This window comes from Stenotrophomonas sp. PA-6-5C, assembly GCF_021605635.1.
Classification (GTDB): Bacteria; Pseudomonadota; Gammaproteobacteria; order Xanthomonadales; family Xanthomonadaceae; genus Stenotrophomonas; species Stenotrophomonas lactitubi.
The window spans coordinates 1-17,907 of record NZ_WKEE01000080.1; the positions used below are offsets into that span (position 1 = coordinate 1).

Consider the following 17,907-nt stretch of genomic DNA (forward strand, 5'->3'; position numbering starts at 1 on the left):
GGCCTTATGATACTTCAAGCGGCCGTTCGACCCTGCCCGAGGCGGGGGCGCTAGAATGTCGCCCCCTCCCACGTCCCGTTCCTGCAGGAGTTCCGCCCGTGATCAAGCCCCGTACCCCGCCCGGCACCCTTGAACTGCTGCCGCGCGAGCAGATTGCATTCCAGCGCATGCTGGACGTGATCCGCCGGAACTACGAGCGCTTCGGGTTCCTGCCGGTGGAGACGCCGGTGTTCGAGCTGTCCGATGTGCTGCTGACCAAGTCAGGTGGCGAGACCGAGCGCCAGGTGTATTTCGTGCAGTCCACCGGCGCGCTGGCCAACGCCGCCGAATCCGGCGACCGTTCGCTGCCGGAGATGGCGCTGCGCTTCGACCTGACCGTGCCGCTGGCGCGTTACGTGGCCGAGCACGAACACGAGCTGACCTTCCCGTTCCGTCGCTACCAGATGCAGCGCGTGTACCGCGGCGAGCGTGCGCAGCGCGGCCGCTTCCGCGAGTTCTACCAGTGCGACATCGACGTGATCGGCAAGGACAGCCTGAGCGTGCGTTACGACGCCGAAGTGCTGGCGGTCATCCACGCGGTGTTTGCCGAACTGCGCATCGGTGACTTCAGCATCCAGCTGAACAACCGCAAGCTGCTTCGCGGCTTCTTCGAGAGCCTGGGCGTGGCCGAGGGCGAGCGCCAGCTGGCGGTATTGCGCGAAGTGGACAAGCTGGACAAGCGTGGCCCCGACTACGTGCGCGAGACGCTGGTGGGCGAGGGCTTTGCCATCCCGGCCGAACAGGTCGAGAAGATTCTTGCCTTTGTCGCTGTGCGTTCGCAGGGGCATGCCGATGCGCTGGCGCAGCTGGCGGCACTGGAGGCCGGCGCCGGTTCGTCGGAGATCCTGCGTGCCGGCGTGGCCGAGCTGCGCGAAGTGCTGCAGCTGGTGCAGGCACTGGGCGTTCCGGAAAGTGCGTATTGCCTGAACTTCTCCATCGCCCGTGGCCTGGATTACTACACCGGCACGGTGTACGAGACTACGCTGACCGACCACCCGCAGATCGGTTCGATCTGTTCCGGCGGCCGTTATGAAGACCTGGCCAGCCACTACAGCAAGTCCAAGCTTCCGGGCGTTGGTATTTCCATCGGCCTGTCGCGCCTGTTCTGGCAGCTGCGCGAAGCCGGGCTGATCGAGGGCATCGAGGCCAGCAGCGTGCAGGCGCTGGTAGCGTTGATGGACGAGCAGGGCATGCCGCAGTCGCTGGATATTGCCCGTCGCCTGCGCGCCGGTGGCATCAACACTGAAGTGCAGATGGAGCCGAAGAAGATCGGCAAGCAGTTCCAGTACGCGGCCAAGGCGGGTATCCGTTTCGTGGTGCTGGCGGGCGAAGACGAACTGGCGCGCGGCGTGGTGGCGGTGAAGGACCTGCTGCGCGAGCAGCAGTTCGAGATCTCGCGCGACGAACTGGCCAGCACCCTGCAGGTGGAGCTGGAGCAGTCGCGGGTCATGGCGTGAAGCCCGCCGCCGCAGGGGCGCTGGTGCTGCTCCTGCTGGCGGGCTGCCAGAGTGATCCGGCGCTGCGCAGCACCCGGATCGGCCCGGCCCAGTACCAGCTGGTGGTTGATCGCTGCCATGTGATCGACCGGGCGCAGCTTGAGCAGGATCTGCAGGCCCTGGCCGAGCGCGCGTGCATCGGCCGGGCGGGGGCGCTGCAGAACCTGCAGTCCCATCCCAGCCGGCAGGGCAGCCTGTTCGGCGAATGCCTGCGCCGCGGCGCGCTGCAGGCAGAGGTCCGCTGCCTGCCCTGAGCGTCGCCAGCATCTTGATTTCAAAGTAGAACGCCCACTTATGGTGGGCGTTCTGCGTTTCCGGCGAACAGCAGTCGACCATGGCTCGACTCGACAAAAGCCGGTTCCGATCAGCTTTCCAGTGAAATCCAGCAGATCGCAGCCAGCTGTCGAAGGCGGGGAGGGTCCGGTGGCAGGGGTGTGAGCGGCATGGGCCCGAGGCATGCCTCGGGCGGGTTGGGCAGGACGCCCAACCCAGGTCTTGCCGTGTGCGCAGGACAGCGCACATGAGCAAGCCGCGACCAAGCCCCCATGGACGGGTTTACGGCGCCCGCTGCCACCGGACCCTCTCCGTCATCCCGCGGAATGCAGGCCTTTGCTGTTGCACTGGCTCTTGCTTCTGTGGGTGCAGGGCAGTAGCCCTGCCGTACCGCCCAACCCACGGTTTGACGCAGTGCGCAAGAATGCGCTAATGTACTAACACGCTATTACATTGATGCAAGAGTCCTGTCCGTGAAAGCCCGTCCCGACATCGCCGCCAAAGACTCGCAAGCCGATCTGGACGCCCTGGCCCAGGCTTTTGCCGCCCTGCGCGAGCCGGAGCAGGTGGTCGCCTTCCTGCGTGACCTGTGCACGCCGGCCGAGCTGGAGGCCATGGCCGACCGCTGGAAGGTGGTTCCGCTGCTGCAGCAGGGCGTGCCGTACCGCGAGATCCACGAGCGCACCGGCGTCAGCGTGACCACCACCGGACGGGTGGCACGCACGCTCGAGCATGGCCATCGAGGCTATGCCGCCGCTGTCGACCGACTTGCTTCGCGCTGATCCGCGCCCCGTTCCGAACTTCGAGACCTCCCCCATGAGTGCAACCCAGGCAGCGCCGGCGCGAGACCGGCTGCGTATCGCCATCCAGAAGAGTGGCCGGCTGGCCGAGCCCGCCCGCAACCTGCTCAGCGCCTGTGGCCTGAGTTGGCGCGAGAGCCGCGACAAGCTGTTCTGCTACGGCGAATCGCTGCCGGTGGACCTGTTGCTGGTGCGCGACGACGACATCCCCGGCCTGATTGCCGATGGCGTCTGCGATCTCGGCATCGTCGGCCGCAACGAACTGGACGAGCAGGCCGCTGCGCGTCGCCAGATCGGTCTGCCGGATGCTTACCACGCGCTGCGTGGGCTGGGCTTCGGTCAATGCCGGTTGATGCTGGCGGTGCCGGAAGAGTGGCAATGGCAGGGGCCCGCACAACTGGCCGGTACCCGCATCGCCACCAGCTACCCGGCCATCCTCACGCAGTGGCTGGCCGCGCAGGGCGTGGATGCGCAGGTGGTGGAGCTGTCCGGCTCGGTGGAGATCGCGCCGCGCCTGGGTACCGCCGACCTGATCTGTGACCTGGTCTCCAGCGGTGCCACCCTGCGCGCCAACCAGCTCACCCCGGTGCACAACCTGCTCGACAGCGAAGCCGTGCTGGCCGGTGCGGTGCGCGTTCCCGATGATGCCCGTGGCGCCCTGCGCAGCATGCTGCTGCGTCGCCTGGACGGTGTGGTGCAGCGCCAGGACCGCAAGCTGCTGATGTTCCGCGCCAGCGAGGACCGTGTCGACGCGCTGGCGCAACTGCTGGCCGATGCCGAACCGTTGGTGCGTTTGCCTGCCGATGGCGGTGCGTTGCGCCTGCAGACCATGTGCCCCGGTCCGTTGACCTGGCAGCGCATGGAAGAACTGGAGCGCGCTGGCGCCCAGGGCCTGATGGTATTGAGCGTGGAGCGGTCGCTGGCATGAATCGTCTTATCTGGTCGCAACTTGATGAGGCCGCGCGCAGCGCGGCGCTGACCCGCCCGGTGCAGACCGTGGCGCAGCAGACCCGTGATGCGGTGGCCACGCTGATCGCGCAGGTGCGCACGCAGGGCGATGCCGCGTTGCGCGCGATCACCGCGCGCTTCGATGGCGTGGACCTGCAGGATTTCGAAGTTTCCGACAGCGAGTTCGCTGCCGCCGAAGCCGCCGTGCCGGCCGCGTTGCGCCAGGCCATGGTCGAGGCGGCCGAGCGCATCACCCGCTTCCACAAGGCGGGGATGGGCCAGGGCTATGCAGTGGAAACCGCACCGGGTGTGGTCTGCGAGCGCATGCTGCGGCCGATCGGTCGCGTTGGCCTGTATGTGCCGGCCGGCAGTGCGCCGTTGCCGTCCACCGCGCTGATGCTGGGTGTGCCGGCGCAGTTGGCCGGTTGCCCGCAGGTAGTGCTGTGCACGCCGCCGCGTGCCGACGGTACGGCCGATCCGGCGGTGCTGGTGGCCGCGCGCCTGACCGGCGTGCAACGTGTGTTCAAGCTGGGCGGTGCGCAGGCGATCGCGGCGATGGCCTATGGCACCGGGAGCATCCCGGCGAGCGACAAACTGTTCGGGCCAGGCAACAGTTTCGTCACCGAGGCCAAACAGCAGGTTGCCCAAGACGGTGCCGCCGCCATCGACATGCCGGCCGGTCCGTCGGAAGTACTGGTGATCGCCGATGCCGGTGCCAATCCGGCCTTCGTTGCCGCCGATCTGCTGTCGCAGGCCGAGCACGGCCCGGATTCGCAGGTACTGCTGCTGACCGATGACGCAGCGATGCTGGCTGCCGTCGAGGCCGAAGTGGAACGCCAGGTCGCCCTGCTGCCGCGGCAGGACATCGCCCGCCAAGCACTGTCGGCGTCACAGTTGATCCAGGTTGATTCGCTGGCGGATGCGTTTGCGATCAGTAACCGCTACGCCCCTGAACACCTGATCCTGGCCCTGCGTGAACCGCGCGACTGGCTGGACCAGGTGCAGGCGGCCGGTTCGGTGTTCCTCGGCGACTACACGCCGGAAGCACTGGGCGACTACTGCAGCGGCACCAACCACGTGCTGCCGACCGCCGGTGCCGCGCGTGCCTACAGCGGCGTCAGCGTAGCCAGTTTCCAGAACCTGATCAGTGTGCAGAGCGCAAGCGCCGCCGGGTTGGCCGCAATCGGTGGCTGCGCGCGCATCATCGCCAGCGCCGAAGGGCTGGACGCGCACGAACGTGCGGTGGCACTGCGCATGGAGGTGGCCGCATGAGCGCGGACATCGATGGCGTGCTGGCCTTGGTGCGCTCGGATCTGCAGGCCTTCGCCGGCTACAGTTCGGCGCGCAGCAGCGCTGTGCAGGGTGAGGTGTGGTTGAACGCGAATGAATCGGCGTGGGCCAATCCGGCCGATGCCAGCGGTGGCAGCCGCCGCTACCCGGAGCCGCAACCGGCTGCGCTGCGTGAAGCGCTGGCGTCGCTGTACGGCGTGCAGCCGCAACAGCTGCTGGTAGGCCGTGGCAGCGACGAAGCGATCGATCTGCTGGTGCGCGCCCTGTGCGTACCGGGCCGCGATGGCGTGCTGGTGACGCCGCCGGTATTCGGCATGTACGCGGTCTGCGCACGCCTGCAGGGTGCGCCGTTGATTGAAGTGCCGCTGATTGATGATGGCGAGAGCCTGCGCACGGACCTGGATGCGGTGATTGCCGCTGCGAAGGTGCAGGGCGCCACGCTCGTTTTCCTGTGCGCGCCGTCCAATCCTGCCGGCAGCGATATCCCGCTGTCGGAGATTGAGCGCGTGGCCGTTGCCCTGCGTGGGCAGGCGCTGGTGGTGGTGGATGAAGCCTATGTCGAGTACGCGCAGCGCGCATCGGCGGCCACGCTGCTGGCCACGCACGCCAACCTGGCGGTGTTGCGCACGTTGTCGAAGGCGCACGCGCTGGCCGCCGCACGTATCGGCACCCTGATCGCCGCGCCGGAACTGATTGCCGTGCTGCGCCGTTGCCAGGCGCCATACCCGGTGCCGACGCCGTGCGCCGAGCTGGCCGTGCAGGCACTGCAGCCGGCCGCGCTGGCACGCACCGCCGAACGCGTGGCCACGGTCATCGCCGAGCGCGAGCGCCTGCGTACCGCGCTGGCAGGGTTCCCCGGCGTGCGCCGAGTGTACGCCTCGGCCGGCAACTACCTGCTGGTCCGCTTTGCCGATGCCCAAGCTGCGTTCGACGCGCTGCTCGCTGCTGGCGTGGTGGTGCGTGACCAGCGCGCTGCGCCGCAGTTGGGCGATGCACTGCGTATCAGCATCGGCAGCCCCGAGGAGAATGACCGCGTGCTTGCGGTCCTGTCGGCACGGAGGGCCGCCGCATGACGCCCATCCTGTTCATCGACCGCGACGGCACCCTCATCGAGGAACCGGCGGATTTCCAGATCGATGCCTACGAGAAGCTGCGCTTCGTGCCGCAGGTGATCCCGGCGCTGCTGAAACTGCGCGATGCCGGCTACCAGTTCGTGATCGTCACCAATCAGGATGGTCTGGGCAGCGAAGGCTATCCGCGCGCCAGCTTCGATGGCCCGAATGACCTGATGCTGCAGATCTTCGAAAGCCAGGGCATCGTTTTCCGTGATGTGCTGGTCGACTGCAGCTGGCCGCACGACAACGCGCCGACGCGCAAGCCGGGCATCGGCCTGATGATCGCCTACCTGCAGGACCGCAGCATCGACTGGGCGCGCTCGGGCATGGTCGGCGACCGCAGCACCGACCTGCAGTTCGCCGACAACCTCAACATCCGTGGCTTCCAACTGCGCACCGAGCAGTTCGGCGGCGAGTGGGACTGGCCGGGCATTGCCCACGCACTGGCCGATGCGCCGCGTACGGCGGTGGTCCAGCGCAATACCAAGGAAACGAAGATCCGTGTCGAACTGGATCTGGATCGTGCCGGCGATGCGCACGTCCACACCGGCCTGCCGTTCTTCGACCATATGCTGGAACAGATCGGCAAGCACGGTGGTTTCGCGCTGGATATCCGCGCCGAGGGCGATCTGCACATCGACGAACACCACACCATCGAAGACACCGGTCTTGCGCTGGGCCAGGCCCTGCGCGAAGCACTGGGCGACAAGCGCGGCATCGGCCGCTACGGTTTCACCCTGCCGATGGATGAAACCCTGGCCAGCGCTGCGCTGGATTTCAGTGGCCGCCCGTATTTCGTGTTCGAAGGTGAGTTCAAGCGTGAGCGCGTGGGCGACATGCCGACCGAGCTGGTCCCGCACTTCTTCCGTTCGCTGTGCGATGCCAGCGGCCTGAACCTCAACCTGCAGGTGCGTGGCGACAACGACCACCACAAGGTTGAAGCCTGCTTCAAGGCATTGGCACGTGCGTTGCGGCCGGCGCTTGCACGGCAGGGCACCGCGTTGCCGACCACCAAGGGGGCGCTGTGAGCGAGGTCGTGCTGATCGATGCCGGCGGCGCCAACCTGGGTTCGGTGCGCTACGCACTGGAACGGCTCGGTGCCACGGTGCGGCTGGTCCGCGACGCCGACGGCCTGGCCGGCGCGCAGCGGGTGATCCTGCCCGGCGTCGGTGCGGCCGGCCCCGGCATGCAGCGACTGCATGCGCAGGGACTGGTCGAGCCGCTGCGCCAGCTGCAGGTGCCCTTGATGGGCATCTGCCTGGGCATGCAGCTGTTGTTCGATCGTTCCGAAGAGGCCGGCGTGGATACGCTGGGATTGATCCCCGGGGTGGTGCGCAAGCTGGTGCCAGCGTGTGGCATCCGTGTGCCGCACATGGGCTGGAACCGGCTGCTGCCGTTGCGCCCGTCGCTGCTGCTGCAGGGGGTTCCCGAGCGCGCCAGTGCGTATTTCGTGCACAGCTACGCCGCGCCGCTGAACAGCCATACCGTTGCCGCCTGCGACCACGGTGGGCTGTTCACCGCCGTGGTCGAGCAGGGCCGCTACTTCGGCGCCCAGTTCCATCCCGAGCGGTCCGGCGATACCGGTTCGCTGATGCTGCGCAATTTCCTCGAGGGCACCGCTGCATGAGTTTCACCGTCTATCCCGCACTGGATATCCGTGATGGCCGCGTGGTGCGGCTGCGCCAGGGTGACTACGCGCAGGAAACCCACTATGGCGACGATCCGTTGCCGCGTGCGCAGGCGTTCGCGGCGCAGGGCGCGCAGTGGATGCACCTGGTCGACCTGGATGCCGCACGTGTCGGCGGCTATACGCTGGCGCCGCTGTTGGCGGCGATCCGTGCGCAGACCCCGCTGCAGGTGCAGACCGGTGGCGGTGTGCGTGGCCGCGACGACGTGGCGCGCATCCTCGAGGCCGGCGCCAGCCGCGTGGTGATCGGGTCATTGGCGGTACGCGAGCCCGAACAGGTGATCGGCTGGCTGGCCGAATTCGGCCCGGAGCGGCTGACCATCGCCCTCGATGCCCGCCAGGACGTGCAGGGACAGTGGCAGTTGCCGGTGCACGGCTGGACCGAAAACGCAGGGGTAACCTTGGACGCGCTGGCCGAACGCTACGCGCAGGCGGGCATGCGCCATCTGTTGTGCACCGACATTGCCCGCGACGGCATGCTGGCCGGCCCCAACATCAGCCTGTACCAGCACCTGGCGGCGTTGCTGCCGGGCGTGGTGGTACAGGCGTCGGGCGGTATCCGCGATGTGGCCGACGTGGCGGCGGCGAAGGCCGCTGGTTGTGGCGGCGCGATCCTCGGCAAGGCGCTGCTGGAACAGCGCATGGACCTGGCGGAGGCGCTGGCATGCTGAGCCGCCGCATCATTCCCTGCCTGGATGTACGCGATGGCCGCGTGGTCAAGGGCGTGCGCTTCCGCGATCACGTCGACATGGGGGACATCGCCGAACTGGCCCAGCGCTATCGCGACCAGGGCGCCGACGAGCTGGTGTTCTATGACATCGGCGCCAGCCCGGAGGCACGGTCGGTGGACGTGGCCTGGATCGAGCGCATCGCGCGCCTGATCGATATCCCGTTCTGCGTGGCCGGTGGCATCGACAGCGTGGAGACCGCGCGCCGCGTGCTGTTCGCGGGTGCGGACAAGATCTCGATCAACTCGCCCGCGCTGGGCCGCCCGGAACTGATCAGCGAACTGGCTGAGGAATTCGGTGTGCAGTGCGTGGTGGTGGGTGTCGACTCCGTGCGCGAGGCCGACGGCCAGTGGCGCGTGCGCCGTTTCAGCGGCGATCCGGACAAGACCCAGGCGGTGCCGTTGCGCACGCTGGACTGGATCGTAGAGGCGCAGCGCCGGGGTGCCGGCGAGATCGTGCTGAACTGCATGGACAGCGATGGCGTGCGCCGCGGCTATGACGTGGAGCAGCTGCGGCAGGCGCGTGCGCTGTGCCAGGTGCCACTCATCGCGTCGGGAGGTGCGGGTGCGATGGAGCACTTCGCCCAGGCCTTTGACCAGGCCGACGTTGACGGTGCGCTGGCGGCCAGTGTGTTCCACAGTGGCGCCATCGCCATTGCCGACTTGAAGCGCTACCTGCGCGAGCAGCAGATCGAGGTACGAGATGTCTATTGACGTGCGGCCGTCGCCGCAGGCGCTGGAAACGCTGGACTGGGACAAGGGTGATGGGCTGTTGCCGGCCGTGGTGCAGGACGCCGACACCCTGCAGGTACTGATGCTGGGCTACGTCAGCGCCGAGTCGCTGGCGGCGACGCTGGCGATCGGCCACATGACCTTCTTCAGCCGCAGCAAGCAGCGTCTCTGGACCAAGGGCGAGCAGTCCGGCAATGTGCTGGCGGTGCAGTCGATCAGCGTCGATTGCGATTCCGATACGCTGCTGGTGCTGGCGCGCCCGGCAGGCCCCACCTGCCACACCGGGGCCGAAAGCTGCTTCGATGGTGCGCCAAAGGACTTCCTTGGCGGCCTGGACCAGTTGGTCGCGGTACGTGAGGCGCTGCGTCCTTCCGGCAGCTATACGACGTCGCTGTTCGAGGGCGGCATCCGCCGCATCGCGCAGAAGGTGGGCGAGGAAGGCGTGGAGACGGCGCTGGCCGGGGTGGCGCAGGACGATGAGGCACTGCTGGGCGAGGCCTCGGACCTGCTGTACCACCTGCTGGTGCTGCTGCGCGCGCGCGGGCTGTCGCTGGAAGATGCGCGCGACGTGCTGGAAAAGCGCCATCGTTGAACAAGGTGTGCGGACCAACGGTCCGCACCTACAATATGGCGTCTTCTTTTTCCCGGACCGCCCCCATGAAACTGCCTGCCGCCTGGCTGTGCTGTCTGTTGCTGACCTCGCCGGCCTGGGCCGCGGACACCGTGGTCAGCGGCAAGGTCTATCTGGAGCGTGACGGCAAGCCGGGCCGCGGTGCGACCGATCCGGGCCTGGCCGGCGTGCAGGTGTCCAATGGCGAAACCATCGTCAAGACCGCTGCCGAAGGCAGCTACAGCCTGCCGGTGCGTGACGGGCAGACGGTCTTCGTGATCAAGCCCGATGCCTATTCCTTCCCGAAGGCCGCCGACGGCCTGCCGTCGTTCTGGCGGCACTACCGGCCGAACGGTTCGCCGGCGCTGAAGTACGGTGGCATCGCGGCAACCAGTGACGTCGCCCGCAACTGGGACTTCGCCCTGCAGAACGACCGGCATGACAGCCGCCGCGGCTTCCAGATGCTGGTGTTCACCGATTCGCAGACCGCCAGCCTGCAGGACATCGGCTACTACCAGCAGTCGATCGTGGCGCCGCTGGTTGGGCAGACCAAGGCCCGCCTGGGTACCACGCTCGGTGACATCGTCAACGACGACCTGACCCTGTACCCGGCGATCAACAAGGTCACCACCGAGCTCGGCGTGCCGTGGTTCCACGTACCCGGCAACCACGACCTGGATTTCGACGCGGCCAATGACGCGCATTCGCTGGACAGCTGGCGCAACATCTACGGCCCCGATACCTATGCGGTGGAAGAGGGCGGCGCCAGCTTCGTGTTCCTCGACGATGTGGTGTACGACCCCACTGCCAAGCCGAAGTATGTCGGCGGCCTGCGCGAGGATCAGTTCGCCTTCCTGGCTGCGTATCTGAAGGGCCTGCACAAGGACCGCCTGCTGGTGCTGGGCATGCACATCCCGCTGTTCGATGCGGCGCCGGGGCGCGAGACCTTCCGCCATGCCGACCGCCAGCGCCTGTTCGACCTGCTGAAGGACTTCCGCAACGTGCTGGTGCTCAGCGGCCACAGCCACACCCAGCAGCACGTCTACCACGGCAAGGCTGACGGCTGGCAGGGTGCCAGGCCGCTGCATGAGTACAACGTCGGTGCCAACTGCGGTGCGTTCTGGTCGGGCGTGAAGAATGCCGCCGGCGTACCGGACAGCACCATGAGCGATGGCACGCCGAAGGGCTATGCGCTGCTGGACGTGGCCGGCAACGGCAGCTACCGCCTGCAGTACCGGGTGGCCGGTGCGGCAGCCAGCGAGCAGATCGGCCTGCATGCGCCAAAGGTGCTGCGCAAGGGCGCGTACCCGGCGTGGGGCATCTACGCCAACGTGTACATGGGCGAGGATGCCAGCGTGGTCGAGTATCGCGTCGATGGCGGCGCCTGGCAGCCGATGAAGCAGGTCAGCCAGCCTGATCCGCGGCTGATGGTGGAGAACGTCGCCGACGATCTGGCCTCCACGCTGCGCGGCTACGATCGTTCGCCGGAAGCCACCGCTTCGCCGCACCTGTGGCGTGGTGCGTTGCCGACCGATCTGGCCGTGGGCAGCCACAAGGTCGAGGTGCGTTCCACCCAGCCGGATGGTGCGGTGTTCACCGCCAGCACCAGCTACAGCCTGCAGACCGCGCAGCCCTGAGCGCGGGCCGGGCTTCCGTCACGCACTTCCATCACGAAAGGACGCAGCATGGATATCCGCTTCATGGCCGGCACCACGCCGGTCACCCTCAGCCGCCACTGGTTCACCGGCGCGATGATGCTGCAGAGCGCCAGCGAGAAGGTCTGGGTGCAGCATCCGCTGCATCCGGGCACGCATTTCTCGTTCTCGCTGGTACAGTCGTGGCAGCGCCATATCGCCGGCCATGAAGTGCTGGTGGAGCGGACCCGGCCGCTGCTGTTCGCCGGGTTCCGTCCGCAGCGCCTGCGGGTGCTGGTGGATGGCGTGCAGGTGGCCGAGCAGGAAGGCATGTGACCCCGGGTGCCACTGCCGCCGCGCTAGGCAAAGGCCGGCCGATGCCTGAGAATCGGGACGATTCAATCGATCCAAGCAGGCCAGCGTGAACGTTGCAGCAGTGTCCCCGGTTCCATCCGAACCCGCCCGCAGCGGCGTTCCCCGCAGCCTGGTCGTCGCCGATGTTGGTGGTACCTTCGCCCGTCTGGCGCTGGCTGAGACCCTGCCGGGGCAAGCGCCGCGGCTGGGCAGCTACCGCACCTACGCCTGTGCCGACCACCCCAGCCTGGCGGCGATCCTCGCCGATTTCACCGCCAGCCTCGGCCAGCCGATGGCCAGCGCGGTGGTCGCCATCGCCGGCCTGCTCGACGGCGACACCCTGATCAACGCCAATCTGCCGTGGACGGTGTCGCTGTCGGCAACGCGCCGCGAGTCGGGCCTGCCCGACCTGCAGCTGATCAATGATTTCGAAGCGGTGGCGCTGGCCATTCCCTATCTGCAGGCCGACACGCTGGTGCCGTTGAACGGCGATGCCGATCCGGCCACGACGTTCCCGGCGCTGGTGCTGGGGCCGGGTACCGGCCTGGGTGCGGCATTGCGCTTCGCCGATGGCGAGCGCCCGGTGCTGGCCAGCGAGATCGGCCACGCTGCATTGGGCGCCGGCAACGCGCTGGAACTGCATGTACTGGGTCGGCTGCTGCAGCGCTGGTCGCACGTGGACAACGAACGCGTGCTGTCCGGCAGCGGCCTGATGAATCTGTATCCCTGCCTGTGCGAACTGCGCGGCGTGGCTCCGCAGTGGACCAGCACTGAAGCGCTGATCGCGGCTGCGCGGCAAGGCGACGATGCGCTGGCGGTGGAGACCCTGCAGGTGTTCTGTGCCTGGCTGGGCAGCCTGGCCGGCGACGCCGCGATCGCGGTGGGCGCGCGCTCGGTGTATCTGGCCGGCGGCATTTCCACCCATGTGCAGGACTTCCTGGCCGACGGCCGTTTCCGTGAGCGCTTCCTCAACAAGGGTGTGCTGACCGATGTGCTGCACCAGGTGCCGGTGTGGCGGGTCGAACATGGCCAGCTGGGCGTGCTTGGTGCAGCGGCCTGGCACGCAGCGCGGACGCCCGCGCACGATTGATCGGCGCTGCCGGCATCGGGCCGGCGGGTGCAGCATGCAGACGGAGGCGAAGATGGTGGATCGCAGGCAGTTCCTGCAGGCCGGTGCACTGGCCGCAGGTGTGGCAGCGTTGCCGGTGGTGAAGGCGCGTACGCAGGGCGGGGCCAAGGTGGTATCGACCTGGGACTTCGGCGTGCCGGCCAACCAGGCCGCGTGGAAGGTGCTGGCGCAGGGCGGCAGTGCGCTGGATGCGGTGGAAGCCGGTGCACGCTGGGCCGAAAGCGAGCTGTGCAACCCCACGGTCGGCCATTGCGGCAACCCGGACCGCGACGGCGTGCTGAGCCTGGACGCCAGCATCATGGATGGCGATGGCCGCTGTGGCGCGGTCGCTGCGCTGGTCGACATCCTGCATCCGGTGTCGGTGGCCCGCAAAGTGATGGAGAACAGCCCGCACGTGCTGCTGGTGGGCGAGGGCGCCCAGCAGTTCGCCGTGCAGCAGGGCTTCGAGCGCCAGCACCTGCTGACTCCGAAGGCCGAAGCGGCGTGGCGCGAATGGTTGAAGACCGAGAAGTACGCGCCGCAGATCAACGCCGAGCGCCGCGGTCTACCCGGCAACAGCGACAACCACGACACCATCGGCATGCTGGCACTGGATGCCAAGGGCAATCTGGCCGGTGCCTGCACCACCAGCGGCATGGCCTGGAAACTGCACGGCCGGGTGGGCGACAGCCCGATCATCGGCGCCGGCCTGTACGTGGACAACGAAGTGGGCGCCGCCACCGCCTCGGGTGTCGGCGAAGAGATGATCCGCAACGCGGCCTCGTTCCTGGTGGTCGAGCTGATGCGCCAGGGGCGCTCACCGGCACAGGCCTGCCGCGAGGCGATCGGCCGCGTGGTGCGCAAGCGCCCCGAAGCCAGCCGCACGCTGCAGGTCTGCTTCCTGGCGATGAACAAGCAGGGCGAGGTCGGTGCCTATGCGCTGCATCGCGGCTTCGTCTACGCGGTGTGCGATGCACAGCGCCAGGATGACCTGCGCGACTCGCCGTCGATCTATGCGAGCACGCAGGCGTGAGCGTGCGCCGCACGCTGGAGATCGCCAGCAACTCGGTGGCCTCGGCGTTGGCCGCGCAGGCCGGTGGTGCTGATCGCATCGAACTGTTCGACAACCTCGCCGAGGGCGGCACCACACCGTCGTTTGCCAGCATCGCCATCGCCCGCGAGCGGCTGCAGATTCCGTTGTTCGTGCTGGTGCGACCACGCCCGGGTGATTTCCACTACGACGCGCTGGAAACCGAGCTGATGCGGCGTGAGATCGCCCAGTGCCGCGCGCTGGGCTGCGACGGCGTGGTGATCGGTGCGCTGGATAAACAGGGCGACATCGACCTGCCGCTGTGCCGGGAACTGGTGCAGGCGGCTGGTCCGCTACAGGTGACCTTCCACCGTGCGTTCGATGCCGCGCGCGATCTGCCGGCGGCGCTGGAACAGGTAATCGGGCTGGGCTGCCAGCGGGTGCTGACCTCCGGTGGCCAGGCCAGCGCCGAAGCCGGTGCCGACGTACTGGCCGCGCTGGTCGCACAGGCGGGCGGCAGGATCAGCGTCATGGCTGGCGCCGGGCTTGGCCCGGGCAACATCGCCGCCGTGGCGCGGCGGACCGGCTGTACCGAACTGCATGCCTCGGCCAAGGGGCAGCGACGCTCGGCCATGCAGTTCCAGAACCCGGCCCTGCGCGGGCTGGATCCGGACTGGAGCCAGACCGACACGGCGACAGTGACCGCACTGCGGAAGGCGCTGGACGGCTGACTGCCGGCAACCACAGGGCCGCGCCACGGACAGAATCGTTCTGCGCGCGGGTGTCGTGATCGTGTCATCGACATCTGCGCCGCTTCCGTAGCGATGTTTCACAACTTATTGATTCATTTGGTTACCTGTAGGCGATAGCGACACGCAGCGGTTGGATGCTGCGTCGCCGCATGCTGGGCGTGGTTCAGCTGTGCTTTAGTTTGGATCGATCCACAGGGGAGGGTGATCGAATCGAGAAGGATCGATTCAACGCCCGGGATCGCCATCCGACCGCGCGCCCACCATCCAAGAGCAACCACCCATGGCTCAGTCCCTCCGCAACCGTCGTCATCTGCTGTCCCAGGCCCTCGTGCTTGCCTTGCTGCCCTTCGCAGCGGGCGCACAGGAAGCGACCACGTCCTCTACCAAGGACCTCGATGCCGTCACCGTTACCGGTTCGCGCATCAAGCGCGCCGGCGTCGAAGGTCCGGCCCCGGTCAACGTGATCACCGCCGCACAGATCCAGAAGGAAGGCTTCGTCACCGTCTACGACGCGCTGAAGACGCTCACCGAAGCGACCGGCACCGTCGAAGCGGCGTCGCAGTGGGGCTCGCACACGCCCAACGCGAGCGGCCTGAACCTGCGCGGCATGGGGCCCAACCGCAGCCTGCTGCTGGTCAACGGCCGCCGCGTGGCCGACTACCCGCTGCCCTATGGCGGCGAGACCAATTTCTCCAACTACAGCAACATTCCTGCCGCTGCCGTGGAGCGCATCGAAGTGCTGACCGGCGGCGCGTCGGCGATCTATGGTTCGGACGCCATCGCCGGCGTGGTCAACGTCATCCTGAAGACCAACTACGACGGCGACGAAGTGCGCGTGCGCGGCGGCACGTCCACCGAAGGCGGGCGCGATACCTGGGACCTGTCCTGGGCGGGCGGCAAGACCGGCGACAACTGGAGCGTGACCTACGCACTGCAGTACACCAAGCGCGATCCGCTGTTCGGCCGCGACCGGCCGCAGATGGACGACGCCGACGATGCGCTGTACCCGTCCTGGAACATGGAGCAGCGCAAGGTCGGCTTCCGTCCCACCGCAGGCCTGGCGCTGATCGACCCGAGCACAGGCCAGCGCCTGGCACCGCCGGACGGCACCTGCGAGAAATTCGCTGGCGAGTACTACACCGCTGATCGGCTGGTCTACAACTACAACGCCAATACGGTGAGCAACACCGGCCGCCTGTGCGGCATGAGCGCCGACTACGCCAACTGGCTGCTGACCGGTGGCTCGGAGAACGTGTCGGGCAATCTCTATGGCACCTTCGATTTCGGCGATGGCCTGCAGGCCTGGAGCAACCTGGCGGTGTACCGGTCCGAGGCGATCTGGGGCACCAATCCGCCCAGCGTTTCGTTGATCGACGATGCCAACGGCTATTACTGGGATGCCAACCGCAATCGCCCGGTGCTTGGCGTGCGCCAGTTCACCCCGAACGAAGTCGGTGGCCTGGACACGCTGCGCAATACCAACCGCGAGTTGTCGTGGGATATCAGCGCAGGCCTGCGCGGGCGCCTGGCCGATCGCTTCGACTGGAGCGCCACGGTCGGCCGTTCCTACTACCGCGTCGAGGAGCGGCAGAACGTGGTCGACGAGCAGAAGTCGTACGACTTCTTCCTCGGCCCACGGCTGGGCACCACCGCCGACGGTGAGGCCATCTACGCATTGAACGAAGCGCGCTGGTGGAACCCGATCACCCCGGACCAGTACTGGCAGATGGGCACGGTCGCGAAGAATCGCGCGTCGTCCTACGTCAACCAGGCCTCGGCCGACATCACTGGTGAACTGTTGCAGGGCTGGGCCGGTCCGATTTCGTTCGCGGCGGTGGCCGAAGTGGCGAAGCAGGGGTATCACCTCAGCCCGGATCCGCGTGCCGGCATCGATTTCGATCTGCAGAACGTTGATCGTGGTGGCGGTGAGCGCACCCGCTATTCGGCCGGTGTCGAGTTCAAGATCCCGTTGGCCGAGAGCCTGATCGCCACCGCGGCGGCACGCTACGACCGTTATGGCAGCTACAAGGCCGACGGCGGCGGCGAGGCGCTGGATGTCGGCAGCCAGAAGGAAACCACCTGGAACGCTGGCCTGGAATGGCGCCCGTTCGAGTCGCTGCTGGTGCGCGGCTCCTACGCGACCAGCTTCCACGCGCCGGACATGCACTACCTGCTGGGCCAGGCCAGCAGTTCCGAAGTGCTGACCTACGACCGCCTGCGCTGCATCGAGAGCGGCGCGTATCTGGTCAACAACTGCGGCGTGGGCAATACCGATGTCTGGTATGCGTTCGACGTGAACCGTCGGGGGACGCCATTGCTGCGCTCAGAAACCGGTGATTCGTGGACGGTCGGCTTCGTCTGGGACGTGCTGCCGAACCTGTCGATGAGCGCGGATTACTGGGCGATCAAGCTGGAAGACATGATCGTCGACGTCGGTGCGGACGAAGTGCTGGCCAGCGAGGCAGGCTGCCTGACCGGCAAGAACATGGACGGTACGCCGTGGGCGAACCCGGCGGGTGACGCGTACTGCGCCGGCATCCTGGCCCGGGTGAATCGTGACAGCAGCGGGCGGTTGGTGTCGATCGAGCGCGGGCCGTTCAACCTGGCCAGCCGCGAAGTGCGTGGTATCGATCTGAGCGCGCGTTATCGGCTGGAGACGGCCGCATGGGGCAGCTTCCAGCTGGGGGTGAACTACACCAACCAGATCTCGACGAAGGAGCAGCGCTACGCCAACGACCCGAACCCCGAGCGCCGCGACCGTGACCTGCGCAGCAAGCTGCGCGCGAGCCTGGCCTGGCAGGGCGGCAACTGGAATGCGAACGTGTATGCAGACCGCATCGGTTCGGTGCCGGGTGTGCGCTACCACTGGGGCACCGACCGCCTGGACAACCCCGGCGGCTGCCTGCCGTTCGCCGATGGCTATGTGCCCAGCGACAGCCCGTCGCTGAACTGCCTGGAGCCTGCCACGCGTCCGGATGGATCGGCCAATACGAACCCGAACGCCGGCCAGCAGACGGCGCGCTACTACGGCCGGGTCGGGCCGTTCATCACCTGGAACTTCAACGTCGGCTACCAGGTGACCGAGTTCATGAAGGTCAATCTGTACGTGAACAACGCTTTCAATGCGACCAGTTGGAACCACAAGGACCCGTACAAGGTGGACTACGATTTCGCCCCGACCCGCCTGCTTGGTGCGGTGGGTCGTGAGTTCGCGCTGGAATACGTGTTCACGTTCTGAGGCACGGCAGCGCCGGGCAGGAACCGGCGCCAGCCACGGGGTGAAGGGCAGCCACGCGTGGCGTGGCTCTACTG

17 protein-coding genes are annotated in these 17,907 nt (G+C 67.5%); all 17 read left to right on the top strand.

Going from position 1 to position 17,907, the window contains the following annotated elements:
• Positions 1-98: 98 nt before the first annotated feature.
• The 17 genes from hisS (at position 99) to GIW57_RS22300 (ending at position 17,833) form a co-directional block, all read left to right on the top strand.
• On the top strand, positions 99-1,496 hold the full coding sequence (gene hisS, locus GIW57_RS22220; protein ID WP_100465200.1) for a histidine--tRNA ligase: 1,398 nt from the start codon (positions 99-101) through the stop codon (positions 1,494-1,496).
• Entirely contained in the window at positions 1,493-1,789 is a 297-nt protein-coding gene (locus GIW57_RS22225) for a hypothetical protein (protein WP_100465201.1), read from the top strand. Before hisS ends, GIW57_RS22225 begins: the two co-directional genes overlap by 4 nt.
• Before the next feature lie 492 nt (positions 1,790-2,281).
• A complete protein-coding gene (locus tag GIW57_RS22230; protein ID WP_236512914.1) occupies positions 2,282-2,590 on the top strand; it encodes a YerC/YecD family TrpR-related protein in 309 nt (102 codons plus the stop codon).
• A 34-nt stretch (positions 2,591-2,624) separates the two neighbouring features.
• Complete coding sequence (hisG, locus tag GIW57_RS22235) at positions 2,625-3,536, top strand: ATP phosphoribosyltransferase (protein WP_100465735.1); 912 nt, start codon at positions 2,625-2,627, stop codon at positions 3,534-3,536.
• Entirely contained in the window at positions 3,533-4,828 is a 1,296-nt protein-coding gene (gene hisD, locus GIW57_RS22240) for a histidinol dehydrogenase (RefSeq protein ID WP_100465203.1), read from the top strand. The genes hisG and hisD overlap by 4 nt, the downstream gene beginning before the upstream one ends.
• Positions 4,825-5,919, top strand: coding sequence for a histidinol-phosphate transaminase (gene hisC / locus GIW57_RS22245; RefSeq protein ID WP_100465204.1), 1,095 nt, complete (start codon positions 4,825-4,827; stop codon positions 5,917-5,919). The genes hisD and hisC overlap by 4 nt, the downstream gene beginning before the upstream one ends.
• A complete protein-coding gene (gene hisB, locus GIW57_RS22250) occupies positions 5,916-6,989 on the top strand; it encodes a bifunctional histidinol-phosphatase/imidazoleglycerol-phosphate dehydratase HisB (protein ID WP_236512916.1) in 1,074 nt (357 codons plus the stop codon). The genes hisC and hisB overlap by 4 nt, the downstream gene beginning before the upstream one ends.
• Positions 6,986-7,588: an imidazole glycerol phosphate synthase subunit HisH gene (gene hisH, locus GIW57_RS22255; RefSeq protein WP_100465206.1), complete on the top strand. Its 603-nt coding sequence runs from the start codon at positions 6,986-6,988 to the stop codon at positions 7,586-7,588. Before hisB ends, hisH begins: the two co-directional genes overlap by 4 nt.
• A complete protein-coding gene (gene hisA / locus GIW57_RS22260; RefSeq protein WP_236512918.1) occupies positions 7,585-8,319 on the top strand; it encodes a 1-(5-phosphoribosyl)-5-[(5-phosphoribosylamino)methylideneamino]imidazole-4-carboxamide isomerase in 735 nt (244 codons plus the stop codon). Before hisH ends, hisA begins: the two co-directional genes overlap by 4 nt.
• Positions 8,313-9,089, top strand: a complete 777-nt coding sequence (gene hisF, locus GIW57_RS22265; protein ID WP_099818308.1) for an imidazole glycerol phosphate synthase subunit HisF — start codon at positions 8,313-8,315, stop codon at positions 9,087-9,089. Before hisA ends, hisF begins: the two co-directional genes overlap by 7 nt.
• Complete coding sequence (hisIE, locus tag GIW57_RS22270; protein ID WP_100465208.1) at positions 9,079-9,699, top strand: bifunctional phosphoribosyl-AMP cyclohydrolase/phosphoribosyl-ATP diphosphatase HisIE; 621 nt, start codon at positions 9,079-9,081, stop codon at positions 9,697-9,699. The genes hisF and hisIE overlap by 11 nt, the downstream gene beginning before the upstream one ends.
• Before the next feature lie 65 nt (positions 9,700-9,764).
• A complete protein-coding gene (locus tag GIW57_RS22275; RefSeq protein ID WP_236512920.1) occupies positions 9,765-11,354 on the top strand; it encodes a calcineurin-like phosphoesterase family protein in 1,590 nt (529 codons plus the stop codon).
• Positions 11,355-11,402: 48 nt separating this feature from the next.
• The gene (locus GIW57_RS22280; protein ID WP_025874818.1) at positions 11,403-11,687 is read left to right on the top strand and encodes a hypothetical protein; all 285 of its coding nucleotides are present in this window, start codon (positions 11,403-11,405) and stop codon (positions 11,685-11,687) included.
• A gap of 85 nt (positions 11,688-11,772) precedes the next feature.
• On the top strand, positions 11,773-12,795 hold the full coding sequence (locus tag GIW57_RS22285) for a glucokinase (protein ID WP_236512922.1): 1,023 nt from the start codon (positions 11,773-11,775) through the stop codon (positions 12,793-12,795).
• A 52-nt stretch (positions 12,796-12,847) separates the two neighbouring features.
• The gene (locus tag GIW57_RS22290) at positions 12,848-13,846 is read left to right on the top strand and encodes a N(4)-(beta-N-acetylglucosaminyl)-L-asparaginase (RefSeq protein WP_236512924.1); all 999 of its coding nucleotides are present in this window, start codon (positions 12,848-12,850) and stop codon (positions 13,844-13,846) included.
• Complete coding sequence (locus tag GIW57_RS22295) at positions 13,843-14,574, top strand: copper homeostasis protein CutC (protein WP_236512925.1); 732 nt, start codon at positions 13,843-13,845, stop codon at positions 14,572-14,574. Before GIW57_RS22290 ends, GIW57_RS22295 begins: the two co-directional genes overlap by 4 nt.
• A 301-nt stretch (positions 14,575-14,875) precedes the next feature.
• Entirely contained in the window at positions 14,876-17,833 is a 2,958-nt protein-coding gene (locus tag GIW57_RS22300) for a TonB-dependent receptor (protein ID WP_236512927.1), read from the top strand.
• Positions 17,834-17,907: the final 74 nt, after the last annotated feature.

Coding starts and splice junctions, on each gene's coding strand:
- hisG (WP_100465735.1), top strand. CDS start 2,625: ATGAGTGCAACCCAGGCAGCGCCGGCGCGAGACCGGCTGCGTATCGCC.
- hisC (WP_100465204.1), top strand. CDS start 4,825: ATGAGCGCGGACATCGATGGCGTGCTGGCCTTGGTGCGCTCGGATCTG.
- hisD (WP_100465203.1), top strand. CDS start 3,533: ATGAATCGTCTTATCTGGTCGCAACTTGATGAGGCCGCGCGCAGCGCG.
- GIW57_RS22275 (WP_236512920.1), top strand. CDS start 9,765: ATGAAACTGCCTGCCGCCTGGCTGTGCTGTCTGTTGCTGACCTCGCCG.
- GIW57_RS22300 (WP_236512927.1), top strand. CDS start 14,876: ATGGCTCAGTCCCTCCGCAACCGTCGTCATCTGCTGTCCCAGGCCCTC.
- GIW57_RS22290 (WP_236512924.1), top strand. CDS start 12,848: ATGGTGGATCGCAGGCAGTTCCTGCAGGCCGGTGCACTGGCCGCAGGT.
- hisIE (WP_100465208.1), top strand. CDS start 9,079: ATGTCTATTGACGTGCGGCCGTCGCCGCAGGCGCTGGAAACGCTGGAC.
- hisF (WP_099818308.1), top strand. CDS start 8,313: ATGCTGAGCCGCCGCATCATTCCCTGCCTGGATGTACGCGATGGCCGC.
- hisA (WP_236512918.1), top strand. CDS start 7,585: ATGAGTTTCACCGTCTATCCCGCACTGGATATCCGTGATGGCCGCGTG.
- hisB (WP_236512916.1), top strand. CDS start 5,916: ATGACGCCCATCCTGTTCATCGACCGCGACGGCACCCTCATCGAGGAA.
- GIW57_RS22280 (WP_025874818.1), top strand. CDS start 11,403: ATGGATATCCGCTTCATGGCCGGCACCACGCCGGTCACCCTCAGCCGC.